The organism is Clostridium mobile, assembly GCF_018918285.1.
Taxonomy (GTDB): Bacteria; Bacillota; Clostridia; order Clostridiales; family Clostridiaceae; genus Clostridium_AW; species Clostridium_AW mobile.
On record NZ_JAHLQF010000002.1, the window covers coordinates 424,885 to 450,263 of the forward strand.

27 protein-coding genes and 2 pseudogenes are annotated in these 25,379 nt (G+C 30.4%); 20 read left to right on the plus strand and 9 right to left on the minus strand.

Annotated features, from left to right (window positions below; genetic code table 11):
* Window positions 1–81: 81 nt before the first annotated feature.
* The 5 genes from KQI86_RS08030 (at window position 82) to KQI86_RS08050 (ending at window position 4,552) form a co-directional block, all read left to right on the plus strand.
* Window positions 82–621, plus strand: a complete 540-nt coding sequence (locus KQI86_RS08030) for a DUF4342 domain-containing protein (RefSeq protein ID WP_216438761.1) — start codon at window positions 82–84, stop codon at window positions 619–621.
* Window positions 614–1,294 (plus strand): response regulator transcription factor, encoded by a 681-nt coding sequence (locus KQI86_RS08035; RefSeq protein ID WP_216438762.1) that lies wholly within the window; start codon window positions 614–616, stop codon window positions 1,292–1,294. The genes KQI86_RS08030 and KQI86_RS08035 overlap by 8 nt, the downstream gene beginning before the upstream one ends.
* Window positions 1,287–2,540 carry a sensor histidine kinase gene (locus KQI86_RS08040; RefSeq protein WP_216438763.1) on the plus strand — a complete coding sequence of 418 codons (1,254 nt, stop codon included), beginning with the start codon at window positions 1,287–1,289 and terminating at the stop codon, window positions 2,538–2,540. Before KQI86_RS08035 ends, KQI86_RS08040 begins: the two co-directional genes overlap by 8 nt.
* Window positions 2,541–2,668: 128 nt before the next feature.
* On the plus strand, window positions 2,669–3,181 hold the full coding sequence (locus tag KQI86_RS08045) for a nitroreductase family protein (RefSeq protein WP_216438764.1): 513 nt from the start codon (window positions 2,669–2,671) through the stop codon (window positions 3,179–3,181).
* Between the two features lie 267 nt (window positions 3,182–3,448).
* A complete protein-coding gene (locus tag KQI86_RS08050; protein ID WP_216438765.1) occupies window positions 3,449–4,552 on the plus strand; it encodes a C40 family peptidase in 1,104 nt (367 codons plus the stop codon).
* 76 nt (window positions 4,553–4,628) lie between these two features.
* Here KQI86_RS08050 and KQI86_RS08055 read toward each other — a convergent pair whose 3' ends face one another.
* Window positions 4,629–6,455 (minus strand): urease accessory protein UreH domain-containing protein, encoded by a 1,827-nt coding sequence (locus tag KQI86_RS08055; RefSeq protein WP_216438766.1) that lies wholly within the window; start codon window positions 6,453–6,455, stop codon window positions 4,629–4,631.
* A 279-nt stretch (window positions 6,456–6,734) separates the two neighbouring features.
* Between KQI86_RS08055 and KQI86_RS08060 the strand changes: the two genes are divergently transcribed.
* From KQI86_RS08060 to KQI86_RS08100, 9 genes and pseudogenes are all read left to right on the plus strand, one after another.
* Window positions 6,735–7,556, plus strand: a complete 822-nt coding sequence (locus KQI86_RS08060) for a CPBP family intramembrane glutamic endopeptidase (RefSeq protein ID WP_216438767.1) — start codon at window positions 6,735–6,737, stop codon at window positions 7,554–7,556.
* A gap of 75 nt (window positions 7,557–7,631) precedes the next feature.
* Window positions 7,632–8,282, plus strand: a complete 651-nt coding sequence (locus tag KQI86_RS08065; protein WP_216438768.1) for a DUF998 domain-containing protein — start codon at window positions 7,632–7,634, stop codon at window positions 8,280–8,282.
* Window positions 8,283–8,387: 105 nt separating this feature from the next.
* Window positions 8,388–9,152, plus strand: coding sequence for a MerR family transcriptional regulator (locus tag KQI86_RS08070; RefSeq protein WP_216438769.1), 765 nt, complete (start codon window positions 8,388–8,390; stop codon window positions 9,150–9,152).
* A 51-nt stretch (window positions 9,153–9,203) separates the two neighbouring features.
* On the plus strand, window positions 9,204–9,935 hold the full coding sequence (locus KQI86_RS08075) for an ABC transporter ATP-binding protein (RefSeq protein WP_216438770.1): 732 nt from the start codon (window positions 9,204–9,206) through the stop codon (window positions 9,933–9,935).
* Window positions 9,922–10,665 (plus strand): ABC transporter permease, encoded by a 744-nt coding sequence (locus KQI86_RS08080; RefSeq protein WP_216439527.1) that lies wholly within the window; start codon window positions 9,922–9,924, stop codon window positions 10,663–10,665. The genes KQI86_RS08075 and KQI86_RS08080 overlap by 14 nt, the downstream gene beginning before the upstream one ends.
* 196 nt (window positions 10,666–10,861) lie before the next feature.
* A complete protein-coding gene (locus KQI86_RS08085) occupies window positions 10,862–11,776 on the plus strand; it encodes a helix-turn-helix transcriptional regulator (RefSeq protein ID WP_216438771.1) in 915 nt (304 codons plus the stop codon).
* Window positions 11,777–11,825: 49 nt separating this feature from the next.
* Complete coding sequence (locus KQI86_RS08090) at window positions 11,826–12,086, plus strand: DUF3795 domain-containing protein (RefSeq protein WP_216438772.1); 261 nt, start codon at window positions 11,826–11,828, stop codon at window positions 12,084–12,086.
* 9 nt (window positions 12,087–12,095) lie between these two features.
* Window positions 12,096–12,215 (plus strand): annotated as a pseudogene (locus KQI86_RS08095) (TfoX/Sxy family protein); the annotation flags it as partial.
* Window positions 12,216–12,295: 80 nt separating this feature from the next.
* Window positions 12,296–13,153 (plus strand): AraC family transcriptional regulator, encoded by an 858-nt coding sequence (locus KQI86_RS08100; RefSeq protein WP_216438773.1) that lies wholly within the window; start codon window positions 12,296–12,298, stop codon window positions 13,151–13,153.
* Between the two features lie 282 nt (window positions 13,154–13,435).
* Here KQI86_RS08100 and KQI86_RS08105 read toward each other — a convergent pair whose 3' ends face one another.
* Window positions 13,436–14,068 carry a GNAT family N-acetyltransferase gene (locus KQI86_RS08105; RefSeq protein WP_246582720.1) on the minus strand — a complete coding sequence of 211 codons (633 nt, stop codon included), beginning with the start codon at window positions 14,066–14,068 and terminating at the stop codon, window positions 13,436–13,438.
* Window positions 14,069–14,203: 135 nt separating this feature from the next.
* On the opposite strand from KQI86_RS08105, the gene KQI86_RS08110 reads away from it, so the two are divergent.
* Window positions 14,204–15,010 carry a MerR family transcriptional regulator gene (locus KQI86_RS08110; protein WP_216438774.1) on the plus strand — a complete coding sequence of 269 codons (807 nt, stop codon included), beginning with the start codon at window positions 14,204–14,206 and terminating at the stop codon, window positions 15,008–15,010.
* Window positions 15,011–15,087: 77 nt separating this feature from the next.
* On the opposite strand, the gene KQI86_RS08115 is transcribed toward KQI86_RS08110, so the two are convergent.
* Window positions 15,088–15,654 (minus strand): TetR/AcrR family transcriptional regulator, encoded by a 567-nt coding sequence (locus KQI86_RS08115; RefSeq protein ID WP_216438775.1) that lies wholly within the window; start codon window positions 15,652–15,654, stop codon window positions 15,088–15,090.
* A gap of 211 nt (window positions 15,655–15,865) precedes the next feature.
* On the opposite strand from KQI86_RS08115, the gene KQI86_RS08120 reads away from it, so the two are divergent.
* The 3 genes and pseudogenes from KQI86_RS08120 to KQI86_RS08130 form a co-directional block, all read left to right on the plus strand.
* Window positions 15,866–16,567, plus strand: coding sequence for an ABC transporter ATP-binding protein (locus tag KQI86_RS08120; RefSeq protein ID WP_216438776.1), 702 nt, complete (start codon window positions 15,866–15,868; stop codon window positions 16,565–16,567).
* A gap of 19 nt (window positions 16,568–16,586) precedes the next feature.
* Complete coding sequence (locus KQI86_RS08125; RefSeq protein WP_216439529.1) at window positions 16,587–19,985, plus strand: FtsX-like permease family protein; 3,399 nt, start codon at window positions 16,587–16,589, stop codon at window positions 19,983–19,985.
* Between the two features lie 109 nt (window positions 19,986–20,094).
* Window positions 20,095–20,172 (plus strand): annotated as a pseudogene (locus tag KQI86_RS08130) (MerR family DNA-binding transcriptional regulator); the annotation flags it as partial.
* A 102-nt stretch (window positions 20,173–20,274) separates the two neighbouring features.
* On the opposite strand, the gene KQI86_RS08135 reads toward KQI86_RS08130, so the two are convergent.
* From KQI86_RS08135 to KQI86_RS08160, 6 genes are read right to left on the minus strand one after another with little or no spacing between them, the layout of a single operon-like run.
* Window positions 20,275–20,481, minus strand: a complete 207-nt coding sequence (locus KQI86_RS08135) for a DUF1657 domain-containing protein (protein ID WP_216438777.1) — start codon at window positions 20,479–20,481, stop codon at window positions 20,275–20,277.
* Between the two features lie 31 nt (window positions 20,482–20,512).
* The gene (spoVAE, locus tag KQI86_RS08140; RefSeq protein ID WP_216438778.1) at window positions 20,513–20,866 is read right to left on the minus strand and encodes a stage V sporulation protein AE; all 354 of its coding nucleotides are present in this window, start codon (window positions 20,864–20,866) and stop codon (window positions 20,513–20,515) included.
* 15 nt (window positions 20,867–20,881) lie between these two features.
* Window positions 20,882–21,883, minus strand: a complete 1,002-nt coding sequence (spoVAD, locus tag KQI86_RS08145) for a stage V sporulation protein AD (RefSeq protein WP_216438779.1) — start codon at window positions 21,881–21,883, stop codon at window positions 20,882–20,884.
* Window positions 21,884–22,363, minus strand: a complete 480-nt coding sequence (spoVAC, locus tag KQI86_RS08150) for a stage V sporulation protein AC (RefSeq protein WP_216438780.1) — start codon at window positions 22,361–22,363, stop codon at window positions 21,884–21,886.
* Between the two features lie 14 nt (window positions 22,364–22,377).
* Window positions 22,378–23,238 carry a DUF421 domain-containing protein gene (locus KQI86_RS08155; RefSeq protein WP_216438781.1) on the minus strand — a complete coding sequence of 287 codons (861 nt, stop codon included), beginning with the start codon at window positions 23,236–23,238 and terminating at the stop codon, window positions 22,378–22,380.
* 12 nt (window positions 23,239–23,250) lie between these two features.
* Window positions 23,251–23,457 carry a DUF1657 domain-containing protein gene (locus tag KQI86_RS08160; RefSeq protein ID WP_216438782.1) on the minus strand — a complete coding sequence of 69 codons (207 nt, stop codon included), beginning with the start codon at window positions 23,455–23,457 and terminating at the stop codon, window positions 23,251–23,253.
* Between the two features lie 253 nt (window positions 23,458–23,710).
* Between KQI86_RS08160 and KQI86_RS08165 the strand changes: the two genes are divergently transcribed.
* Both KQI86_RS08165 and KQI86_RS08170 read left to right on the plus strand, forming a co-directional pair.
* Window positions 23,711–24,409: a DapH/DapD/GlmU-related protein gene (locus tag KQI86_RS08165; protein ID WP_216438783.1), complete on the plus strand. Its 699-nt coding sequence runs from the start codon at window positions 23,711–23,713 to the stop codon at window positions 24,407–24,409.
* A gap of 249 nt (window positions 24,410–24,658) precedes the next feature.
* Window positions 24,659–25,363, plus strand: a complete 705-nt coding sequence (locus KQI86_RS08170; RefSeq protein WP_216438784.1) for an alpha/beta hydrolase — start codon at window positions 24,659–24,661, stop codon at window positions 25,361–25,363.
* The last annotated feature ends 16 nt before the right edge of the window (window positions 25,364–25,379 follow it).

The window sequence follows — 25,379 nt, forward strand, 5'->3', positions numbered from 1 at the left end:
GATAAAATGATATAATTTAATAATCAAGGTTAGAATTATAATAAGTGATTTTATCTATGCCATAGGTACGGAGGTCTATTTATGGAGAAGCTTAAGTTAGTAGATAAATTGAGGGAAAAAACAAATATAAGTTATGAAGAAGCTAAAGTAGCTTTAGAGAATAGTAACTGGAATATTTTAGATGCTTTATTATATTTAGAAGAGAATGGAAGGGTGGAAAAACCTTCTGTTAGTATCTTTTATACTAATGAAGTAAGGTATAGTGAAAAAATCGAGGAAAGCTGGAAGAATGAAGAAAACAAATACGAAACTAACAATAGTTTTCAAGGAATTTTTGAATCTATATGTAAGTATATAGATACAGGTAATAATATTTTTCTAGAAATAAAAAAGGAAGACAGAATACTTTTTAATATTCCACTTACAGTAGTTGTTATACTTTCATTTTTTATGTTCTGGATTATTATACCTTTAATTGTCGTTGGATTATTCTTTGATATAAAGTTTTATGTATATTCAAAGAGGGTTAATACAGATAAGGCTAATAAGGTATTAAGTGATATTTCAGAGGGTGTAGAAATTGTAAAAGAAAAATTAAAAAAGGTGAATAAGAATGGTTAAGATTTTAATAGTTGAAGATGAAGAAAAATTATCAAGATTTATTGAGCTTGAGTTAAAACATGAAGGTTATGATATAGTAAAAGCAAATAATGGTAGAATAGGTCTTGAAATTGCAGAAAAAGGCCAGGTGGATTTAGTTCTTCTTGATATAATGCTTCCAGAAATTAATGGTCTGGAAGTATTAAGAAGACTTAGAAGAACTTCTGATATTCCAGTTATAATGCTTACTGCAAGAGATGCAGTTATGGATAAAGTATCAGGTCTTGATGCAGGAGCAGATGATTATATAACTAAGCCATTTGCAATAGAAGAATTACTTGCAAGGATAAGAACAGCACTTAAAAAGAGAATAGTTACAGCAAAAAAGGATGAAGACATAATAAGATGTGGCTTATTGTCATTAGATAAAATGAGACATAAAGTAATGTATGATGGCACAGAGATAGAACTTACTAATAGAGAGTTTAATTTGCTACAAATATTAATGGAAAATAAGAATATAGTCTTAACTAGAAATACACTTATGGAAAAGGTATGTGGGTATGATTATATTGGAGAAACAAACGTTATAGATGTTTATATAAGATTTTTAAGAACAAAAATAGATGATGTTTTTAATGTGAAAATAATAACTACAGTTCGTGGTGTGGGGTACGTAATTAAAGATGAGTAGAAAAAATAAAACAAAAAATGTTACGTCTATTGCAATAAAACTAAATTCTATTTTTGTAAGAAATTTATTTCTAAAGTTTCTTATTATTGATATATGCATAATTGCTGCATTTATTGGAGTTTGGTGTATTGAAAGTGAAATAAATTTTTATGGTGAGATTGTAAAAAATGCTCAAAGATCCTTTGAGTTTTATCCTATAGAAACAGCAAAATATAAAGTTGTTTGGGATAATGGAAAAGTTATGATAAGAGAGGCTAGAACTTTTTTAAATCTCCTTATAAGAGTAATTGCTATTATTGGAATTATAGAAGCAATAATGCTATTAGGGCAAATGATATTTGGGACTTCCAAAAATAGAAGGGTTTTAAAACCACTTAATGAAATAGCAGAAGCTGCAAGTAGGCTTAGCGATATAGCTTTTGATGAACAAAAATTTCAAAGCCTTGAGGAGGCTATATCTAAGATTACTCCTACTACATCTGATGAAAGAATTCATATTGGAGATAGCGATCTTCATGGATTAGAGGAAGCCATTAATAACTTATTAGATAGAATGAGAGATTCTTATAGACAACAAGCAAGATTTGTTTCAGATGCATCACATGAGCTTAGAACTCCTATATCTGTAATTCAAGGTTATGCTAATATGTTGGATCGTTGGGGGAAAGATGATGAGGAAGTATTAGAAGAATCTATTGCAGCTATAAAAAGTGAATCAGAAAATATGAAAAACTTAGTAGAGCAGCTATTGTTTTTAGCTAGAGGTATTAATGGTAAAACTCAACTTAAGGTTATGGAGTTTTCACTTAATGATATGATGAAAGAGGTTTTAGAAGAATCTAAGATGATAGATAAAGATCATATATATAGATATATAGATTCAGAAAATATAAATGTTTATGGTGATATATCATTGCTTAAACAAACAGCTAGAATATTAATAGAAAATGCAGCAAAGTATACAGATAAAGGTGAAGATATAATACTAAGAACAGGTAAAAATAATAAAAATGAGCCGTATTTTTCTATTCAAGATAATGGAATAGGCATGGATGAGAATGATGTATTACACATGTTTGAACGTTTTTTCAGAGCTGATACTGCAAGAGTTAGAAAAAACGGTGGTACAGGACTAGGGCTTTCCATTGCTAAGTGGATTATTGATAGTCATAAAGGATATTTTAGCGTTTTAAGTAGGAAAGAAATAGGTACAAGAATAACCGTTTTTCTGCCTGAAAGACAGTAGAATATATTATTGGTATAAAGGTGAAGAATATAATAATGTCAGAAAAAGGTCCCCCTTGGAATTTAGGAACTCCTTTAAGAATATAATTCAAATATAGATGTATTCTTAGTAAGGTTATGGAGGGAAAAATGGAGGTATTAACAGCTTTAAGGGAAAGAAGAAGTATTAGATCCTATTTAAATATACCTATAGAGTATGAAAAACTAAGTAGAGTTTTAGAGGCAGCTAGGATTTCTCCAACTGCAAAAAATAGACAGGAGTGGAAGTTCATTGTTGTTAAGGATGAGGAAATAAAACAAAGACTTTTACCTGCAGTAAATGGACGAAAGTTTGTTGTAGAGGCACCTGTAATAATAGTTGCATGCGCCACTGAATCATCTTTTATAATGCCCTGTGGTCAGCCTGCCTACACTGTTGACTTGTCTATTGCTATGTCCTATATGATTTTAGAGGCTCAAGAACTTGGACTTGGTACCTGCTGGATTGGAGGTTTTTCTGAAGATCAGGTTAAAGATATTCTTGAGATACCTGAGAGTGTTAGGGTAGTAGCAATGACACCCCTTGGTTATCCAGCAGAAAAACCAAATGCAAAACCAAGAAAGATGTTAGAGGAAATTGTTTGCTACGACAAATATAAATAGCAGTAGGAAGAGAAAAAAGCTATAACAATATAAAGAGGAGAGACGACCTTAGAAAAGAGGGAGCCTCTCTTTTCTATCTTCATATGTTCTACATAAAGAGCTGGTATTATATGAAAAGTATTTTTTATATTGGCAGTTTTTCATGTTTTTATTTTTCTAAATAGTTTTAGAAAAAACACGTCAGTGGAATGTGGGGGTGGGAGAGGAAAAAATTCAAAAACTTAATAAATAAGCATATAAAATAGATGGTCTACAAGGAGGAATGGGATGAGAAGAGCGCTAAAATATTTTATGATGATGTTTATAGTAATAGCAGTTTCAAATAAGCCAGTGCTAGCAGCACCAACGTCAGACCAAATACAAACGCAAAGAGAACAGTTGGAAGCGGACAAAAGCAACTTAAAGAAAGCCCAAGAAAAGAGATTCGAGATAGAGCAAAAAATAGAAAACTTAGACGTTCAAATTGAAGATACAATGCATGAGATAGATAAGAATAAAAAACAAATGGACAAGGTACAGGAAAATATTAAAGTTACAGAAGAAGAATTGAAGCAGACAGAAGAAGAGCTTAAGAATGAGAAAGAAATATTCTCTAAAAGAATGAGAGCAATTTACATAAATGGAACAGATGGATATTTGGAGATATTATTTGAATCAAATGGATTCAGTGATTTTATCTCAAGGGTAGAAAACATAAAAAGTATTATAGAATTAGATAAAAAAATTATGGAAAACATTAAATTGAAAGAAGTACAGTTAAATAATAAAAAAGAAGAGTTAAATAAACAAAATGATAAACTATTAGCATTAAATAATGAAAATAGTAAGAAGTTGGACAAGCTAAAAATAAGTAAAAACGAGCAAGATGAGTTAATTAAAGAAGTGGAAAGACAAGAGGGATTATATGCTTCAGTGGTAGATGAATCTCAGAGCAAATTAAATGAAACTTTAAGACAAATTCAACAGATAAGAAACTCCACCCCTAAATATACTCCTTCAAGGGGAGCAGCACCAATGTCAGGTAATAATGTTGTTGCATATGCTTCTAATTTTTTAGGAACACCTTATTCATGGGGAGGTACAACACCAGCTGGATTTGATTGTTCAGGATTCACTCAATATGTATATAAGCATTTTGGTATAAGCTTAGGAAGAACTACTTATGATCAAATTAAGAATGGTTATGGTGTTTCAAGGGAGGAACTTCAACCGGGAGATTTAGTATTCTACGGAAAAGGAGGAAATCCTACTCATATGGGCATATATGTTGGCAACGGAATGTACATACATTCACCGAGAACAGGAGATGTGGTTAAAATATCATCATATGATAGGTCAGACTATATTACAGCAAGAAGAGTTATGAGGTAAAGAGGCAGTTTTCTGTCTCTGCATATATATTAAAAAACTAGGAGTGTAAACCCCTAGTTTTTTTGTGATAAAATAATTATTCTAAATATTTATCTCGCACACTTTGTATATCTGTATTATTTAAATCATCAACTACCTCAATTATACCTAGGAGGGCATCATCTTTTAGAATAGCATAACCACCAGCTTTTTTAGGATTAAATTCTATTTCATTTACACCCTTTTTACCGGTAAAAGAAGTAGCAGTATTTCCTGTAGTTGCATCTATAATACGGTATTCTCCTTCAGCGTTATCAAAAGCAGCTAAATCAAAGGTTAATTTAGTTTTTGTACTATTGCCTGTAACTACTATTAAAGGTTGAAGTTCATAGCCAGTTCCTTTAAACTTTGCACTTTGATAGTTTTCTAAAACTTCAGCCTTGTTTACTAAAGCTTCTGTTGGAATTATAGATAAGTCATCACCGTAAATGCTTGAACTGTTGGAAACTTCAGAGTCTGAATTCTCATCTATAGGACGTGCACAGCAGCTAGGGCCTGTACTTGGAGCTGGTAGGGATGGATCAGGTACTGATGTATCAACATCCTCAAGTTTATCAACAACCTTTATTACACCTGGTATCATTCCCATCCAGCAACTAAAGTTTATATCCTTATCTCCAGGGGTAAATTCTATGATGTTTTCACCACTTTTTATTTTCTTTTCAATATTCAATGATTGTGCAACAATAGCATTATTACAAGAATTAATTTGCTCACCGTTGATTATCCACTTTACAGGAATCCCCTTTTGAACATAAAAGGAATTAGGAGTATAGCCTTTATTGCTAACAGTCATATTTATAATTTGCACTCCATCTTTTATAGTAGCTTTAGCTACATTTTCACCAGAGGAGTCACTTGAGTTTTTATTTAAAAAACCTTTAGAGCGAGAGGTAAGTGCATTTAGAGGATTGATATCTATACCAGCAAGTACAAAGCCTCTATTTCCCATGATTAGACCAAGAACTATAATAAGAACTCCACTAAATTTAAGTATTTTTTTAGTATAACCTTTACTTAAAAGTCCTGATAATGCACCAAAGGTTAACATAAGAGGTACTGTTCCGATAGAAAACATGAACATAGATAAAGCTCCCTTTACAGCGCTGCCTGTACCTAAAGCAAAAAGCTGCATAGTTTGAAGGGGACCACAAGGCATAAGTCCATTTAATATTCCAACTATAAATGGAGAGCCAGAGTTATTTTTAGTTTTACATACAGCCTTTGGTAGCTTAAGCTGAAACTTTCTAAAAAAACTGAATCCAGCCATATTAAAGCCCATAATGATCATGAATGCACCAGCAAATATTTGTATGATTGCTTTTGTAGTGATTGTAAGTGAAAATACTGAACCCAGGGCACCAACTATTCCACCTAATATTGTATAGGATATAACCCTTCCTAAATTATATAAAATTGCTGGTGTTATAGCTTCAAATTTATTCTTACTTTCTTTTGATAAGCTTTGAGATAGCATGATTCCACCACACATACCTACGCAGTGAATTGAAGTGAAAACTCCTACAATAAAGAGGACAGCATAAGAAGCATTGTTAAGCTTTGATTCCATATCAAAGCCGCTAGTATTTAATCCAAGTAATACCACAGCAGCTACCATTATAAGAATTCCCATGAACTTATAGTCGTTAGAGCTTTGTGTGCTGTAGCCTGCCCTATTTATAGCATTTTTGATTTCAAATAGATTACATAAATCGCTGTCATATACCACTTCAGCAGATTGGTTACTGTAACTAACTTTCACATCTAATACACCATCCAATTTTTTGATGGCTCTTTCAACTCTGGTTTCACAAGATGTACAGGTCATGTCAAACACTTTAATTTTCTCTTTTTTAATAATCATAGATACCCCCTAATATGTAGTAATAGTGGAAAAAAATTTACATTAAATGGAATAAAAAATATGGGTAAATTATATGAAATAGATATGTTGATATTATGAAGATAAAAAGTATATTTTTTCAGTTCTTTTTAAAAGTTATATATAGGTGAAAACGAAGGAATAAAATTATATAATAACTTTACACTTATTGTAAAAACAGGGAAATGTTATCATTAATATGATATAATTATTATTAATTAAGTAAAAATAGCTAATAGGTGGGAAGTAAGTGATTGTTTTATGAAAAGTAAATTAAGTAAGAAAAAATTTAAATTGTCGGTGTTTGATGCTTTAGGAATGATAATAGTGTATAAAGTTATAATTGCTTTTATTATAAAAATTCCTTTTCATATGTTATCAGAAACTATGTATGTTAATTCTAATAAAGTTTTAGAATTAATTGTAGCTGTATTAGATGAGTTAGTTTCAAATGTTATAATAGTAATATTTCTATTAAAAAAAATAAGAAAAGATTATGAAGCAAATTTTAAAATAAGATATGTTGAAAAATTTAATTTTAAACTATTATTATGCACAGCTTTTTTTATGTTAGGGCTTTATTTGTGGTTACAAAGTTCAATTGGTGTAATGGTAGGAAAAATTTCCGTATCCCAATTTGTTGAAGAGACATTTAAAGAATTTGTTAAAAATCCTTATTTGATGGTTATTTCAGGTGTAATAATAGGACCTATTTTTGAGGAAATATTTATGAGAGGGATTATTTTAGAAGGATTTTTAAATGAGTATAAATCAACAACTGCTATAGTTGCTTCATCCATTATATTTGGATTAATTCACTTAAATATTCCTCAATTTATTAATGCTACAATTATAGGACTATTTTTGGGAATGATGTATTACAAAACAAGATCTTTAATATTATGCATAGTTGCTCATATGTTAAACAATGCAATAGCTAGTTTAGGTATTCAGCATAATATTATAAGTTTTTTTGTAGGTGCAGTAATCTTTATAATATCAATAATATTTTTTGAAAGATATATTAGAGAATTAAAATATGTTGATGTTAATTTTCAAGAGAATAGTATATCATCAAAATAGTAAATTTGAATATTTATAGTTATGTGGTATATAATTGAAAAAATAAATAATTATGTTTTATTAGAGGGGGATATAATGAACAAATTTATAAATACTCAATTCAGTTGGTGGTTATTGATTATTGCAATTGTTGGGGACTTTGTTGTACCTTATATATTGGCTAATTTCTACAAAGGATATAATCATAAAACAATGGTTATGAGTGTATTAGGAAATCCCAATAGTCCTGTAAGAATATATTATAATATTTGGCTTGTGTTATTAGGTATATTTTTGATAATCGGTTCTGCTAACTTATATCAGCAATATTCTTCTTATTCTAAGCATTTAAGTATAACCCTTTGTGTTTTTATTGCTATCTTTGCTATTGGTGCAGGGATTTTATCAGGCATTTTTAGTGTTAATGAAAGTAAAGAAATAGAAAATATTGCTTCAAAAATTCATGGAATTGGTTCGGCTTTAGGATTTATGGCACTTTTATTCGTACCTTTACTTCTAAGTATTTTATCATTTAAAATGAAGGATTGGACAACTACTGTTATTTGTTTAGTGTCGTTTATTTTAGCTTTAATTTTCTTTGTATTATTTATTATGTCAGATAAATCAAGTTTCCAATATACAGTTATAGCAAATGAAGGTATTTGGCAACGTTTGACCTTATTGTTTATGTATATACCATTTGGTTATATAGCAATATTAAAAATTGTAGATTATATAAAAAAATAATATTATAATATGTAATTAACTTAATAATGTAAATTAACGGGACCCTCCACTATATCACCAGACTTACCACAAGTGTTATGATAATAACATGGAGGTGCAAATAGTATGAATAAGATATATAAAACATCAGAAGTAGCTAAAAGAGTTGGGGTACATTCCAACACTGTACGTTTGTACGAAAAGCTTGAATTAATACCAGAGGTAAATAGATTACCAAATGGTTATAGAGTATTTACTGACTATCATATAGAGCAGTTTAAACTTGCTAGAACTGCCTTTAAAGTAGAGGTTCTACAAAATGGGCTTAGAAAAAAGATAGTCAATGTTGTTAAGTTATCTGCTAAAGGGGAGATTCAAGAAGCAATTAACTGTACAAATGATTATATAAATCAGATAAAGCAAGAGCGAAAAAATGCAGAGGAAGCTATAGAACTGTCAAAGAAGCTTTTATTAGGGATAGATGCTAAAGATAATTATATATTTTTTACAAGAAAGCAAACTGCAGACTATCTTCAAGTCACAATGGACACATTAAGAAATTGGGAGATGAATGGTTTACTTACTGTTAAGAGAAAGCAGAATGGATATCGAGTTTACACTGAAAGTGATATTAATAGATTGAAAATAATACGTACCTTACGTTGTGCCAACTATTCCCTTTCAGCAATTTTAAGAATGCTTAATGCCATATCAGAAAGTAAGGAAATTGATATTAGAGAGGTAATCAATAAACCAAAAGAGGATGAGGACATTGTTACAGCATGTGATAAGCTTCTTACTTCTTTAAGTGATGCAGAAAAAAATGCCAATAGTATATTGAAGCAATTAGAATTTATGAAAAACGAATTTAATACAAACTCTCCATTTTAACACCTGACTTTGTGATGGTGTTATTCTTTTGTTAAAAGGAGGGAATAACACATGGAAGTAATAAAAGTTCATAATCTTTATAAGTCTTATGGGGATGTTCAAGTGGTGAAGGATGTTAGTTTAACGGTAAAGAAAGGAGAGGTATTTGGATTGCTTGGGGCCAATGGCGCAGGGAAGAGTACTACCATAGAGTGCATTTTGGGTACAAAGAATTTTGATGGTGGACAGGTATCTATCTTAGGTATGAATCCTCAAAAAGAAAGAAAACAGCTATTTCAGAAAGTTGGAGTTCAGTTTCAAGAATCTAATTATCAAGATAAGATTACAGTGAAAGAGTTGTGTGAAATAACTGAAGTTCTTTATAAAAATCCATTAGATTTCAATAAGTTATTGGAGCAATTTGACCTTCAACATAAGGTTAAAAATCTAGTAAGTGAACTATCTGGAGGTGAAAAGCAACGATTATTTATTATACTAGCGTTAATTCCTAACCCAGAGGTAGTATTCCTAGACGAGCTTACAACAGGGCTAGATGTAAAGTCTAGAAGAGATATGTGGAAGTACTTATTAAACTTAAAGAAGGAAGGGCTCACAATCTTTTTAACATCTCATTTCATGGATGAGGTTGAAGTTTTGTGCGATAAAATATGTATTTTAAAAAATGGAGTAATAGATTTCTATGGAACAGTTGAAGAAGCAGTGGCACTGAGTCCATATGAAAAATTTGAGGATGCTTATTTATGGTTTGCAGATGAGGAGGAATTGAATGATGAAAGTATTTAGAAGAATGTTAAAAACTGAATTAAAGTTATCGCTAAGAGGCATGGATATGTTCATCTTTGCAATCTGTATGCCAGTGTTGGTGACTGCTATTTTAGGTGTTATTTATGGCAATAAACCCGCATTTACTGGAGCAGATTTTACATTCATGGAACAATCCTTTGCAGCTGTATCAACCATTGCAATATGTGCAGGTGGCGTCATGGGGTTACCATTAGTATTATCTGAGTATCGTCACAGAAAGATATTAAAAAGATTTAGAGTAACACCAGTTAGCCCATCTATGATTTTAGTAGTTCAAGGAGTAATCTATGCCTTATATGCTATTGTTTCATTAATTCTTGTTTATTTAACTGCAAAAATATTTTTCAACTTTCAATTTAGAGGTTCATGGATAAACTTTTTAGGAGCATATACATTAGTAATGATATCAATGTTCAGCATTGGATTTATGGTGGGGGGAATAGCGAAAAATATTAAAATGGCAGGTGTTATTGCCAGTATTCTATACTTTCCTATGCTTATATTCTCAGGAGCAACATTACCATATGAGGTTATGCCAACAGCCCTTCAAAAAGTAGCAGATATCTTACCTTTAACTCAGGGGATAAAGCTTTTAAAAAGTGCATCACTTAACTTAAGCATAGATAATGCAATACTACCAATTTTAGTTATAAGTATACTTGCTGTGATATGTACTGGGGTATCTATTAAGTTTTTTAGGTGGGAGTAATTTAAAAGAATTTTGTAAAACATTAAAATCAAGCTAATGGTATCAAAAGTATTATTAGCTTGTGTTATAATTATTTGGGAAGTTTTTGAAAAATGTAGCTAGATATATAGGAGTTTGTAGAGTAGATTAAAAGGGAAGTGTATCATAAGCAATATGGTGAATTTATTTAAATGTGTTTGATGAAAGGGTGTAAAACATGAAGATTGATAGGTTAATAGGTATAATTACAATATTATTAAAAAATGATAAAGTGACGGCACCATTTCTTGCAGAAAAATTTGAGGTATCAAGAAGAACGATAAATAGAGATATTGAAGATATTTGCAAAGCTGGAATACCTATTATTACAACACAGGGCTATAATGGAGGGATATCTATTGCTGAAGGATATAAAATAGATAAAACAGTCCTTACATCTGAAGAGCTACAATCAATATTGATAGGTTTGAGGAGTCTTGAAAGCATATCTGATTCATCATATATAAATCAAATTGCAGATAAATTTTCAAATAAAAATACTGTAATATCAAATAATGGGAATATATTAATAGATCTTTCATCACATTATAAAATTAGTTTAACACAGAAGATAGAAGTTATAAAAACTGCAATCAATGAAGAGCATTTAATCACGTTTAGATATTTTTATGATAAAGGTGAAGTTGATAAAATAATAGAACCTTACTTATTGGTATTTAGATGGGCTTCATGGTATGTATTTGGATATTGTATTGAAAGAGAAGATTTTAGATTATTTAAATTGAATAGAATAACAAATTTATTATGTATGCAACAGTTTTTTAATAAAAGAGATGTGCCTCAGGAAAAGTTAGAGTTTGATAGATTTTTTTCAAATGAAATTATATTAGTTGCATTATTTGAAGAAAAAGTTAAGTATCGATTAATTGAAGAGTATGGAATAGATAGTTTTACTTATATAGAAGATAATAGACTTATGTTTAAGATGGGCTTCTCTAATAAGGATAACTTAATAAATTGGGTTAAAAGTTTTGGCGATTCAGTTCAGGTTATTGAACCTAAAGAGATTTGCTTAGAATTAAAAAAGAATGCAGAAAATATTCTCAAAATGTATAAGGAACATGACATATAGCTGTCTTGTTATAAGTTATATACTTATAAAAAAGAGAGGTGAATATGACATGTGTGAATCAAGATGTGGTATTTTATGCAGTCAATGTGTATATAAGGTGCAAGTTGGTTGTAAGGGATGTATAAATATTGAGAAACCTTTTTGGGGAGATAGCTGTAGGGTAAAAGAATGTTGTGAAGATAAAAAGAATGAACATTGTGGATTTTGCAAAGATTTTCCTTGTGAATTGTTAACTAAATTTTCTTATGATAAAGAGCAAGGTGATGATGGTAAGCGTATTGAACAATGTAAAAAGTGGTGTTCAAAATAAGGATGATTCATGGCTTCAAGAATAGATTTTGTAGAGTATGTATGTGAACAAATGAGTGGTGCAGGAATTATAACATATAAAAAGATGTTTGGTGAATATGGAGTTTATTGTGATGGGAAAATTATAGGACAAAAGAAAGCTTAAAAAGTCGGGATGTCAACCTTTGATGATGGTAAGATTAGATTAACGAATTGTAAGTGAGGAAAATTATGGAATGGATTGAAAGTATTAGAGAAGCTATTTCTTATATTGAAGAGAATATTACCAAGGATTTATCCATGAAAGAAATTGCAGATAGGGTAAATATTTCTCCTTTTTATTTTCAAAAAGGATTTGGAATGTTATGTGGCTATTCTTTAAGTGAGTACATTAAGAGAAGAAGACTTGCACTTGCCGGCAGTGAAGTTTTATCTACTAATGGAAAAATAATAGATATTGCAATAAAGTATGGATATGATTCTCCAGACAGCTTCACTAAAGCTTTCACAAGATTTCATGGAGTTACACCATCTGCGGTTCGTAAAGAGGGTGCAATGATAAAGTCCTTTGTTGCCCTTAAAATCAAATTTTCGTTGGAAGGTGGATATATTATGGATTATAAAATAGTTGAAAAGGATGCATTTAAGGTTGTAGGAGCGTCTAAGAAATTTAAATATGATTCAGCATTTATGGAGGTACCTTCATTCTGGAATGAGCATATTTCACAAGGAAAGTTAAAGGATATATGCGGAATGTATGGTATTAACGTTGATGAGGAAATGGGTGGTAATGAATTTGAGTACCTTATTGCAGAGGATTATTCTAAAGAGAAAGAAGGTATGGAAGGATATATAGTTAAAACAATTCCTAAGTTTACTTGGGCTGTTTTCCCTTGTTATGGACCAGGCTCAGTATCAATTCAAGAAACTAATAAGAAAATATTTTCAGAGTGGTTACCAAACTGTAGAGATTATGAGATTGCTGCAGGTTATAATATAGAAATGTATAGTGATCCAAGTGAGTATGAAAAGGGGATTTTAGATAAAAATTACTATAGCGAAGTTTGGATTCCAGTAAAGAAAAAATAGGGCTTAATTAAGATAATGAAAATATGAGGGTACTGAAAAAGTTTAAGTTTTCAGTACCCTCGTTTTTAAACAGGGGGTTTTTCAACAAACTGTTATTTTTTATAAAAATATATAATTAAAAGTTAAGATTGAAATATTATTAATTATATTGTATATGGGAAATCTAGAATTATTACTTACGGTAAGGTGAATCGTACCATAAATAAATGTGGTTTTTACTTAAAAAGGTAATGGCTAAATGTGTTAAGTCATTACCTTTAATAATTTAATTTATTTTTCACCTTAATTAAAATTATAACCATATAGAAATACATTAAGTTTTGATTGGAGTGAATCCAAATAGATTTCTTTTTCATTTAGGCGTTTAAAATTTTGACTATCATAAAATCCATAGTTGCATCTAGAATCTGTATATAGATATATAGATTGCACATCCATACTTTTCATATAATTAGACAAATGATTGATTAGAGTTTTTCCCACCCCAAGGCCTCTAGATTCCTTAGAGACAATAAATAACTGTATGCAGCCTTGAAAATCATCTTTTTTTCCTTGTATAATCTCGTTATACGTATCTTTAAGCTTTAAGAATTCTTTAAGTACGTTTTTATTGTCCTTACTAGTCATAATTAACTTAATCCCAGTACAGGCAATGCTTAACGTATTGTGAGCTTTCTTTAAACGATTTTTGTCCTTTTCTGCATCTCCCAAAATAATACCGATTACTTTATTATTTTTTTCTGCTACTTTGCTAAATGAACTTCCTAAAATACAATTTTGCAAATAAATGTTTGATAATAAATCTAAAAATTTTTTATCTTTGATAAATTCATCGAAGCCAAATGCTTTACCAATTAATTCTTTAACAAGATCATAATCCTCTTTAACTAGGTTTCTATATATTACTTCATTCATATTTATACACTATCCTTTCATATGACTAAATTTAAGCTTAATATTTTGTCGTAGATATCTTATAATGATAATAATATGTACTCTAAGGGGAGAGTCAAGGTTAATTTAAGAAAAAATATAAAGGAAGTGATTAGGATGAAAAATTTATTTCCTATTGGTGAAGTTGCTAAAATTAAAGATATTACAATAAAAGCTCTAAGATATTATCACAAAATGGGTATCCTTATTCCAAGATATATAGATAAGGCAACGGGTTATAGATATTATTCTATAGATCAATTTATTCATATAGATATTATAAAATCTTGCAGATCTTTAGGAACTAGTATAATAGAACTTCAAGAAATTTTTAAAGAGCGTGATACCAATAAATTAGTAGAATTTTTACAATTAAAAAGATATGAAGCAGAAAAAAATATAAATAAAATGAAAGAAGTGATCAAGAATATTGATACCTTAAATATGAATGTAGAGTATTCTAAAGGTATATTAAATAATCATGAAATATCTATTAAATTTTTTGGACAACGTTATATAATTGTATCACCATGTAAAGAAGTTGGAAGTTTAAAGGAGTTACTTTACTATTCAAATTTAGAGAAAATCATCCAAGATAAAAATGTAGAAATATCTATGGAGAGAGGAATTATATATAGCATTAGTTTAGATGGGAATATAGAACCAAGATATGTTTTTAATGGATTTCAAGGCAATGACAATATAGTAGCTGACCAAGATATTAAAATATTACCAGAAGGAAAGTACTTAACTTTAGCTTATAGTAAAGAGAATGAGCAGGAAAGTATAAGAAAAATAGTTAACTATATAAAAGAAAATAATTTTAAAATTAAAAGTTTTATTGAAGTGGAGTTACTTAATGATTTTTTTAATACGGAATCCTACAGTTGTCAAATTCAAATGTTTATAGAAAGTGATAAGTAAATTACTAACTACTAACTGCAAAGAGAATAAATTTTATTATAAAAGTTATAGGTTTTAAAGTTAGTCATTGGACAAAATTACTTGTAATATTCAATATTTAATTTATTTACGGTGTTGATTATTTTAACAAGTTCACTGGGGGATTCAGGCAAATCATTTTCCAGCCAAGCTTGAATGATTGAAATACATCCACCAACAACATATCTTATATAGTAATTTAAATGAGCTTTAGTAAATTCATTTGAATTACTATATATCTGTTCAATATCTGTTTTACTAGCAACATAGATTAATCGATCTAAAATTTTATTATCCCTTTGATTGCAAAGTAGGACCTTACATAAATCTTTATTTTCTGAAATCAACTCAATAACTTTAAGTAATAGGGAATCGCTATACTCTTCTACTGGAGTCTCATCAATATAATCAAGGATTTTATTAAATAGTTCATCTTCCATAGACTGAAGCAAATCAAAGGCATCTTTATAATGAGCATAAAAAGTTCCTCTATTAATATCTGCATTTTTACATATATCAGTAACAGTGATCTGATGGATTTCTTTAGTTTCAAGTAGTTTAATTAAACTATCTCTAATGGTTTTCTTAGTATATAAAACTCTACGGTTTCCTTTAATACCTGCCATATATATTCTCCTTAAAATAATCTGTTTATTACATGCTATTTAATAAACAGATTTAATTTTTATGTCTATTTAATAACGTTAAGAAATTATGTGATTATTGTTTATAAGTATCTATTAACTTATACTATTTATTGTACTATAAAGTGAACAATGTGTCTATTTAATAACTCTGAGTATATAAATTTAAAGGGAGAGTAAATGGAGGTATAAGATGTCGTATATAAATATTCTTAATGTATACAAAGAATATAGGATTGGAGAAAATATGGTTGTGGCAAACAACGGAGTTACATTTTCTGTTGAAAAAGGAGAATTTGTTGTTATATTAGGTCCCAGTGGTGCTGGAAAATCCACTATACTTAATATTCTTGGAGGAATGGATAGTTGTGATAAAGGAAAAATAGTAATTGATAACACTGACATATCTCAATTTAATAATAAACAGCTTACTAAATATAGAAGAGACGATGTGGGATTTGTATTTCAATTTTATAATTTAGTACAAAATCTAACAGCTAAAGAAAATGTAGAACTTGCTACGCAGATTTGCAACAATGCATTAGATGTAGATAAAACCCTTGGATTAGTAGGACTTAAACATAGAAAGGATAATTTTCCAGCTCAATTATCAGGAGGAGAACAACAAAGGGTTTCTATTGCAAGGGCAATTGCAAAAAATCCTAAGTTATTGCTTTGTGATGAGCCAACTGGTGCTCTTGACTATAATACAGGAAAGCAAGTCTTGAAAACCCTACAAGATACTTGTAGAGAAATGGGCACCACAGTTATAGTCATAACTCATAACTCAGCAATCGCACCAATGGCTGATAGGATTATTAGAATCAATGACGCAAAGGTTAGAAGCATTGAGATTAATAATAATCCCATTACAGTTGAAGAGATTGAATGGTAGAGGTGGACTTGGGATGCAGATTAAAGCATATAAGAAATCAATAGCAAGGGAAATTTTATCATCAAAAGCACGATTTATTTCAATATTAACAATTATATTTTTAGGAGTGGCTTTTTATTCTGGTATAAAATCAGCAGGACCCGATATGAATAAAACCATAAATAATTTATATAGTACCTATAATCTTATGGATAGTAAGATTGTATCAAGTCTTGGACTAAATGATGAAGATATAGAGGTACTTAAAAACAATGATGAAATATTAGATTTTTATGGCACACGTAGTATAAATGCAAACCTTGCCAATATGAGTAATGTAGTAAGATTCATGGAGTATGACAATAAAAATAACATAAATAATTTTATTGTTGTGGAAGGTAGGTTACCTGAAAAAAGTGGAGAAATAGCCCTAGATGAACAAGCTTTGAAATTAAATAAGAATATGAAGATTGGAGACGAATATGTAATTGATACTGACGAAGACATAATGAAGTCTTTTAAGAAGACCACATTTAAAATCGTTGGTATTGTAAGAAGTCCAATGTATATTGAAAAGGAATCAAGAGGTACAACTTCTGTTGGTAAAGGTACTATTGATTACTTTGCAGTATTAAATAGCTCGGATATATCAATGGATGTATATACCGAAATCTATGTAAGGTTTAAAAATGTACAAGGGCTCGATGCTTATAGTGATGAATATAGAGATATAATGGAGAAAAACACCCAATATGTTGAAAATTTATATTCAAATAGAACAATAGATAGAGTTGAAGAAGTAAAGACAGAAGTAGAAAAAGAATTTGATAAAGCTTATAAAGAAATAGAAGATAATGAAACAAAGCTTCTAAAAGCACAAAGAGAAATAGAAGATGGAAAAGAAGAAATTAAAGAAGGGAAAAAGCAGTACAACCAATCATTAATAGAATTTCAACAAAAAATTAAAGATGGTGAAGCGGATCTTTCATCAGGTCGAAAGAAATTAGAAATAGGTCAAGCGGAACTTAATAAAGAAAAAGAAAAGTTTGAAGAAGGAAAAAAACAACTTTATGAATCAAAAGGTGAGCTTGATAAAGCCAAGAAGCAATTTTTAAATCAAGGAATTGATCCTGAAAAGAATACAAGTGAATTAGAATATAAAATAGAAGACCTTAGAAAATTATTTAATTCAATCAATGTACTTTCTAGCGATATAAAGGCTACAGTTAAAAATATTAAAGAGGGTGGAGAGATACCTCCACAAAAGATACAGTATTGGAAAAGTGTTATATCTAATTTAGGTTTAAGTGATATGGCTGGACTAATTCATGAACTAGAAAGAAATCCTAAAAATTTAGATATTGCTATTAACATATATAAATCACTAGATGTTATGGCCAAAACTGTAAATGATAATATGTCTAATTTACAATTGTTAGTAGCAGGAGTTACTGAATATCAACAAGGTAAATCCCAATATGAGGAACAGTTAGAGATATTTAATAACAGTGGAATTCAGCTTGAAGAGGCTCAAAAGAAATTGGATAATGGGAATATTGAACTTTTAAAAGGGGCAAAAGAACTTGAAGAAGGCAAAATACAAGGAGAAGAAGAACTTGATAAAGCAATAAAACAATTAAATGAATCAGAGCAAAAACTAATAGATGGTGAAAAAGAAATAAATAAAAATAAACAAAAACTATTAGATGCTAGAAAAGAAGTTGAAAAGGAAGAAAAAGAAAATCTTAAGAATTTAGATAAAAATAAGTACTACTTCTTTGATAGAAATGATAATCCAGGATATTCGGGATATAAAGATTCAATTGATGCTTTAGATAATATTGCTTCAGTGTTCCCAGTATTTTTCTTTTTATTAGCAGTATTAATTTGTTTAACAACAATGACAAGAATGGTAGAGGAAAATCGATTAGAAATAGGTACTTTAAAAGCTTTAGGATACGATGATTTACAAATATCCTGGAAGTTTATAATATATGCTGCACTAGCAAGTATTTCTGGGTGTATATTGGGAATATTAATTGGATGTAGTTTTCTACCAGTTATAATCAGTAATGCCTATGGAAGTTTATACAGTTTACCAAAATTAATTATACATTATTATCCATCTTATATCATTCAATCTATGGTAATATCAATATTATGTACAGTTGGAGCAGCTTTATTTGTTATAAGGGTTGAATTGAAAAGTAAACCAGCTAATCTGATGAAAGCAAAAGCTCCAAAACTAGGTAAGAAGATATTATTAGAGGAAATTACGCTAATATGGAAAAGACTTAATTTTAATCATAAGGTCACATTAAGAAATATTTTTAGATATAAGCAACGTATGGTAATGACAGTACTAGGGATTGCTGGTTGTATGGCCATACTTGTTACGGGGTTTGGACTTAAATACTCAAATACAAGTATTATAGAAAAGCAATTTAGTAAGTTATGGAAATACGAAGCTATGGTAGTATTCAATGAAGATTCTACTGAAGAAGGTTATAAAGAGTATGAAGATATTTTAAATCAAATAACTGGATATGAGAATAATTTAAATATACATCAAGAATCAGTAACATTTAGTAAAGAGGATATGAATAAACAAACAGTTACTTTATATGTACCGCAAGATGTAGAGAAGATAGATCAGTTTATACTATTAAATGATAGGGTGTTAGGTGAAAAATATGAAATATCAGATGATGGTGTTATTATTAATGAGAAGCTAGCTAAACTTTTAGGAGCATCTGTTGGAGATACAATAACTATGAAAGATGAAGAGAATAATTCTTATGATGTGAAAGTAGATAAAATAGTTGAAAATTATATTATGCACCATATGTATATGTCACCATCATATTATGAAAAAATATTTGATAAAAAAGTTGGATACAATACTCAACTTTTGAATTTTGATAAAAATAAAGATGATGTTGATGAAATTTCTTCAAAGCTTTTAGAATGTGAAAATGTCATAAATGTTACGCTAACATCAAAAATAGAAAAATCCATTGAAGAGTCAACTGCTAATATGAACATAGTTATGTTAGTAATAATATTAGCGGCAGGATGTCTTGCTTTTGTAGTTTTATACAATTTAAATAATATAAATGTATCAGAGCGTATAAGAGAATTATCCACTATAAAAGTACTTGGATTTTTTGATAATGAAGTTACTATGTATATTTTAAGGGAAAGTATGATATTAACACTCTTAGGAGTACTTACAGGTTCATTTTTAGGAAAAATACTACATGCTTTTATAATTAGCACGGCGGAAACTGATACTATGATGATGTATCCTAATATTTTCATAAATAGTTATATATTCTCCGCCTTGATAACTATACTGTTCTCGGTAATAGTTATGATTATGATGCATGTTAAGTTAAAGAATATTAACATGATAGATGCATTAAAGTCCAACGAATAATATACATGTGAAGATTTTAAATTAAAAATTAGAAAAGATATGTAAATATATATTATAGTATTGAATACTCTTACCTTAGCAATATGGGTAAGAGTATTTTTATAATCCTTACTACGATGAAATAGGATTGTTAAAACCAAGTGAAATCACAGAGGCAGGTTACAGGCTTTATGATGATGAAGCCCTTATTCTAATAAAAAATTAGTTTTTTATTTAAAATAAAAAGAGAAGATTTAAATTTTTTATCTCCTCTTTTCTATGTTATTATAAGCATAAAGCTCAAAAACTTCTATTGCTGTTTGTATTGTGGTTCTTGACTTTCAATGTATTTTTGTCTTCCTTCTAAAACTTTTAAAGCATCTTCAAAAGTTTTGGCTAATTGTTGGAAGTCTTTTTTAGCTGCTTTATCTTCTGTTTCTAGTGCAAAACTTTTCATTGTAGCTGCTGCTGATTGAATTCCAACTACAGCCTGTTGCATTTGTGTTCCTACTGTCATAACCTTCACCTCCTTTCAAGGATATTATGTGCTAACCTTTAGGTTTAAATACTATTGATGCTAAAAATCCAAAAATTATAGCTGCGGATATTCCAGAACTAGTTATCTCAAATATACCGGTAAGCACTCCAATAATACCTGTTTCTTCAGCTTCCATTAAAGCACCTTTCACCAAAGAATTTCCAAAGCTGCTTATTGGTACAGATGCTCCAGCTCCAGCAAATTTTACTAGCGGGTCATACCAGCCTAATCCTCCCAGTATGGCTCCAACTACCACTAATGTACTCATAGTATGAGCAGGTGTAAGCTTAAAAACATCCATCATGATCTGTCCTATTACACATATAGCTCCACCTATTATAAAAGACCAAATAAAAATTGACAATTTTATACACCTCTTTTATATCTCAATAGATACTGCATGAGCAATACAAGGAATGCTTTCCTTTTGCTGATAAGATAAGGGAGATAGCAATGCCCCTGTAGCAACTACCAATATTCTTTTTAATTCTCCTTTTCTCATACGGTTAAGAAAGTGGCCGTAGGTAACGGTAGCAGAGCAGGCACATCCGCTTCCGCCAGCCATTACTGGCTGATCCTTCTTATATATCAATAAACCGCAATCAGTAAATATTTCTCTTGGTATTTCTAATCCATGCTTAGCTAATAAATCCCCTGCAATTTTATGTCCAACACTCGCCAAATCTCCTGTGGCAATTAAATCGTAGTAAGAAGGATTTATTCCTAAATCTCTAAAATGTGCTTCTATGGTATCCACAGCAGCAGGAGCCATAGCTGACCCCATGTTAAATGGGTCTGAAATTCCCATATCCACCACTCTTCCAATGGTAGCTGAGGTTACCCTAGGTCCCTTTCCATTTTGAGCTACTAAAGCTGCTCCTGCTCCTGTTACTGTCCATTGAGCTGTAGGCGGCTTTTGGCCACCATATTCTGTAGGATATCTAAATTGCTTTTCTGCTGCTACATTATGGCTAGAGGCTCCTGTTACTACGTACTCCGCAGCCTTACTATCCACCAATAAGGATGCTAAGGCAAGACCTTCCATAGAACTTGAGCAAGCGCCAAAAATTCCTAAGAAAGGTATGCCTAATGTACGAGCCGCAAAGCTACTGGATGTAATTTGGTTCATCAAATCGCCACTTATAAAAAATTGAACATCTTCTTTTTTCATCTTTGCCTTATTAATGGCTGTTTCGCAAGCTTCTTCTAATAACTTTTTTTCTGCCTTTTCAAAGCTTTCTTGCCCTAACCATATGTCTTCATGAAGACAGTCAAAATCCTCTGCTATGGCTCCCTGAGCTTCAAAGGCGCATCCCACGGCAGCTGAGGCAATTATCACTGGCTTTGATTCGAACACCCATGTTTGATGACCTTTAAGCATTTACATCCCACCTAACCACTTAATAGTTATTTTTACTATAGCCACAACAAAAGCTGAGAAAACTCCAAAAACAATTACTGACCCTGACAATTTAAACATATTACCTCCCACACCAAGCACATAGCCTTCTGTTTTATGTTCTATAGCTGCCGAGGCCATAGTGTTGGCAAAGCCAGTAACAGGGACAGCAGTACCAGCTCCAGCCCATTGAGCAATATGGTCATATACTCCAAAGCCTGTTAGTAAAATAGAAATTATTATTAAAATTGCTGATGTAGGATTTCCTGCATTTTTTTCATCAAATCCTAAGTAATTTATAAAAACCCATTGCAAAATCTGGCCAAATAAGCATATAAGCCCTCCAACCAGAAAAGCTTTTAAACAATTTTTAAAAACTGGCCTTTTAGGTTCTCTATCCTTGGCAAAGTCTTGATATTCTTGCTGTGTAGGCGTTAGTTTTTTCTTTTTCTTATCTGACATAAATTTACCCCTTTCTACCTTAGTAGGTATGGTTCTAGTTTATCTATTACTTTCTTAATTTTATTAGCATTATCTGAGTACATCTTCTTAGCTTTTGAATCTTCGGTTTCTAAGGAAAAGCTAAGGAGGTCTGCGTGTATCTTTGAAATAGTGGCATAAAGCAGCTCTTTAACCTGAGGCTCTTGAACCTCTATTAAATCATCAAATAAATCTATGTATAAATCCCCTGAAGAATCTACCTGACCAATAAACACATTGTCTATAGACACTCCTGAATTAGATAATTGAGTATTTAACCACTCTCTATTAAGTCCTATACTTGTCAAGGATTCATCCAGCACAGTTCCATCTAGTATCACCGTTTGAGGTTCAGACATTGGGGCCACCTCTCTATTTAAATCCTTTGGAGTAATAGGCTTCTTCTCTGACTTTAACAAAACATTTACCTCTCCTGTGTCTTCCATAAGTGCAAATTCCACATCAGACAAGTTAAAAGCATTCTTCGATCTTAGTTCTCTTAATAGCTCTTCCCCTGTATATCTAACTTCCTGTAGGTTTTCCTCCATGACTTTTCCGTCTTTTATTAATACAATTTCCCTTCCATTTATAACATCATGAATCCACTTGCTTTTTATAGCTAGATAATCCAAAGCTATAGTAAATAAAAACCAAACACCTAAAGCCACAAAGCCAAAAGCCATATTTGGTATTAGCCCTAAGGATATTAATGAAACCATGATGGCAATCACCATGTAGCTTACAAATTTAAAAGCTGTGGTCTTCCATAAAGTAGTTCTGCCCATGAACCTAATTATCACTAAAGTTAAAAAATATAAAATTATAACTCTTAACAATACCACGAAGAAGCTTTGCATATTACCTCACCTCTACTTCCCTTTATATTGTGGCTCTTCAAATTCTACAGTTTTTAATCTGTCTTCTATATCCTTTATAACTGATTCCACTGTTTGTAATTCTTTTTTATATACCTTTTTTTCTTCTTCATTTCTGCTTTGAACTGAATAAATCCTTAAGGTGCTTTCAACGCCTTTTAAACTAGCTAATGTTTGTTTTATATTTGATGCTACTGTCATTAATATCAACTCCCTAGATATATAACTAAAACTATTGTCTTCTTAGTTTGATAAAAATATACATTAGCCAAGGTAAAAAAATAGAAACTGCGTTAAACCTTTTAAATGTAAATTAAAAAGTCAGCAAGTTTTATCGTAAAATCCACCATAACTAAAATAAAGTGTTATAGTGAATTTTTACATTTTACAGAATGATTAACAAATTAATATTAAGTTTAATATAATGTAATATTAATTTAAGGAGAAAATTACAATGTATAATAGTATAAAAAAAGGTTATAAGCCAATAGGGCCAACTAATTTATATGCTTACTTTATTGGAGAAAACCCAGCTACTTCATTTAACCCTGTAAGTAGATATCCTCAAATAAGTGAAAGTGCATTTATAGGACCGTTTTCAAGTGTAATAGGTGATGTAACAATAGAAAAGAATGTATTTCTAGGTGCTAATGTAGTGCTAAGAGCAGATGAGGGAACACCATTTTATATAGGTTATAATTCTAATATACAAGATGGAGTAATATTTCATGGACTAAAAGATGCTAAATGCTCTGTAAATGGTGTAGGGTATTCAATATATATTGGGAATAAAGTAAGTATAGCTCATGGAGCATTAATTCATGGACCAGCTATTGTAGGAAACAATACATTTGTTGGATTTAATTCAATTGTATTTAACGCTATAGTAGAGGACAATTGCTATATTGATACTGGAGCAATTGTAACAGGAGGAGTTAGGATAGCTGCAAATAGATATGTTCCAATTGGTGCAATTATAAATACACAAGCTAAGGCAGATAATCTTTCAGAAGTACCAAAAGAACGATCAGATTTTGCAGGAAAGGTCATTAAAGTTAATGTAGAGCTTTCAGAAGTTTACGACTTGAAATTTGGTGATACACGTTGTAGTTGCGGTCTTTGTTGTAATAATAATACCTTAATTCACAATTAGAGAAAAATCATAGTTGATAACTTGAAAACTCTTACCTTAGCAATATGGGTAAGAGTATTTTTGTGGATAATTTTGCTACAGAATTATTTATAAACTAGATAAATTAGGAAATATAGTGTTATGATTTTATTAGAAAAATACTTTAAAGGCTAATAGTAGTTATTTGTTATTAAAAATTAAAACATTGAAATTTTAAATAAGGAATTATAAAATTATAACTTATTTGCATTTCATAAAGGAGAAATTATAATGATAAAGCAAAATTTAAAAGTAGAGAATATTCCTGCAATTTTGTGGGGGAACAAATCAGATAAATTATTTATAGTGGTACATGGTAATATGTCAAATAAAGAAGATAACTCAATTGTGGTATTTGCAGAAGAGGCAACAGCAAGGGGTTATCAAGTACTTAGTTTTGATTTGCCTGAACATGGTGATCGTAAGGGGGAAAACTATCCTTGCAAGGTTCAAAACTGTATTCAAGACCTTAATATAATTATGAGTTATGCGCAATCAATATCAAATAATATAAGTGTATTTGCCTGTAGTATGGGAGCATATTTTAGTCTACTAGCATATAAACATCATTCATTGAAACAGTGTTTGTTTCTTTCTCCTGTGGTAAATATGGAACGTATAATAAATAATATGATGACATGGTGTAATGTAAGTGAGAACAGGCTAAAAGAAGAAAAAGAAATTCCAACACCTATGGGGCAGACACTTTACTGGGATTATTACTGTTATGTGAAAGAACATCCTATCGATCAATGGAATAATCCAACTTCAATTCTATATGGTTCAAATGATAACTTATGTGAATTTGATGTGGTATCTAAGTTTGCAAAAGGCTTTAACTGTGATTTACAAGTAATGGAGAATGGAGAACACTATTTTCACACCGAAGAACAACTACAATTTTTCAGACAGTGGTTGAAGAAATATATAAGTTAAATCTATTGGGGTAATA

Coding starts and splice junctions, on each gene's coding strand:
- KQI86_RS08030 (WP_216438761.1), top strand. CDS start 82: ATGGAGAAGCTTAAGTTAGTAGATAAATTGAGGGAAAAAACAAATATA.
- KQI86_RS08035 (WP_216438762.1), top strand. CDS start 614: ATGGTTAAGATTTTAATAGTTGAAGATGAAGAAAAATTATCAAGATTT.
- KQI86_RS08040 (WP_216438763.1), top strand. CDS start 1,287: ATGAGTAGAAAAAATAAAACAAAAAATGTTACGTCTATTGCAATAAAA.
- KQI86_RS08045 (WP_216438764.1), top strand. CDS start 2,669: ATGGAGGTATTAACAGCTTTAAGGGAAAGAAGAAGTATTAGATCCTAT.
- KQI86_RS08050 (WP_216438765.1), top strand. CDS start 3,449: ATGAGAAGAGCGCTAAAATATTTTATGATGATGTTTATAGTAATAGCA.
- KQI86_RS08055 (WP_216438766.1), bottom strand. CDS start 6,455: ATGATTATTAAAAAAGAGAAAATTAAAGTGTTTGACATGACCTGTACA.
- KQI86_RS08060 (WP_216438767.1), top strand. CDS start 6,735: ATGAAAAGTAAATTAAGTAAGAAAAAATTTAAATTGTCGGTGTTTGAT.
- KQI86_RS08065 (WP_216438768.1), top strand. CDS start 7,632: ATGAACAAATTTATAAATACTCAATTCAGTTGGTGGTTATTGATTATT.
- KQI86_RS08070 (WP_216438769.1), top strand. CDS start 8,388: ATGAATAAGATATATAAAACATCAGAAGTAGCTAAAAGAGTTGGGGTA.
- KQI86_RS08075 (WP_216438770.1), top strand. CDS start 9,204: ATGGAAGTAATAAAAGTTCATAATCTTTATAAGTCTTATGGGGATGTT.
- KQI86_RS08080 (WP_216439527.1), top strand. CDS start 9,922: ATGAAAGTATTTAGAAGAATGTTAAAAACTGAATTAAAGTTATCGCTA.
- KQI86_RS08085 (WP_216438771.1), top strand. CDS start 10,862: ATGAAGATTGATAGGTTAATAGGTATAATTACAATATTATTAAAAAAT.
- KQI86_RS08090 (WP_216438772.1), top strand. CDS start 11,826: ATGTGTGAATCAAGATGTGGTATTTTATGCAGTCAATGTGTATATAAG.
- KQI86_RS08100 (WP_216438773.1), top strand. CDS start 12,296: ATGGAATGGATTGAAAGTATTAGAGAAGCTATTTCTTATATTGAAGAG.
- KQI86_RS08105 (WP_246582720.1), bottom strand. CDS start 14,068: ATGAATGAAGTAATATATAGAAACCTAGTTAAAGAGGATTATGATCTT.
- KQI86_RS08110 (WP_216438774.1), top strand. CDS start 14,204: ATGAAAAATTTATTTCCTATTGGTGAAGTTGCTAAAATTAAAGATATT.
- KQI86_RS08115 (WP_216438775.1), bottom strand. CDS start 15,654: ATGGCAGGTATTAAAGGAAACCGTAGAGTTTTATATACTAAGAAAACC.
- KQI86_RS08120 (WP_216438776.1), top strand. CDS start 15,866: ATGTCGTATATAAATATTCTTAATGTATACAAAGAATATAGGATTGGA.
- KQI86_RS08135 (WP_216438777.1), bottom strand. CDS start 20,481: ATGACAGTAGGAACACAAATGCAACAGGCTGTAGTTGGAATTCAATCA.
- spoVAD (WP_216438779.1), bottom strand. CDS start 21,883: ATGCTTAAAGGTCATCAAACATGGGTGTTCGAATCAAAGCCAGTGATA.
- spoVAC (WP_216438780.1), bottom strand. CDS start 22,363: ATGTCAGATAAGAAAAAGAAAAAACTAACGCCTACACAGCAAGAATAT.
- KQI86_RS08155 (WP_216438781.1), bottom strand. CDS start 23,238: ATGCAAAGCTTCTTCGTGGTATTGTTAAGAGTTATAATTTTATATTTT.
- KQI86_RS08160 (WP_216438782.1), bottom strand. CDS start 23,457: ATGACAGTAGCATCAAATATAAAACAAACATTAGCTAGTTTAAAAGGC.
- KQI86_RS08165 (WP_216438783.1), top strand. CDS start 23,711: ATGTATAATAGTATAAAAAAAGGTTATAAGCCAATAGGGCCAACTAAT.
- KQI86_RS08170 (WP_216438784.1), top strand. CDS start 24,659: ATGATAAAGCAAAATTTAAAAGTAGAGAATATTCCTGCAATTTTGTGG.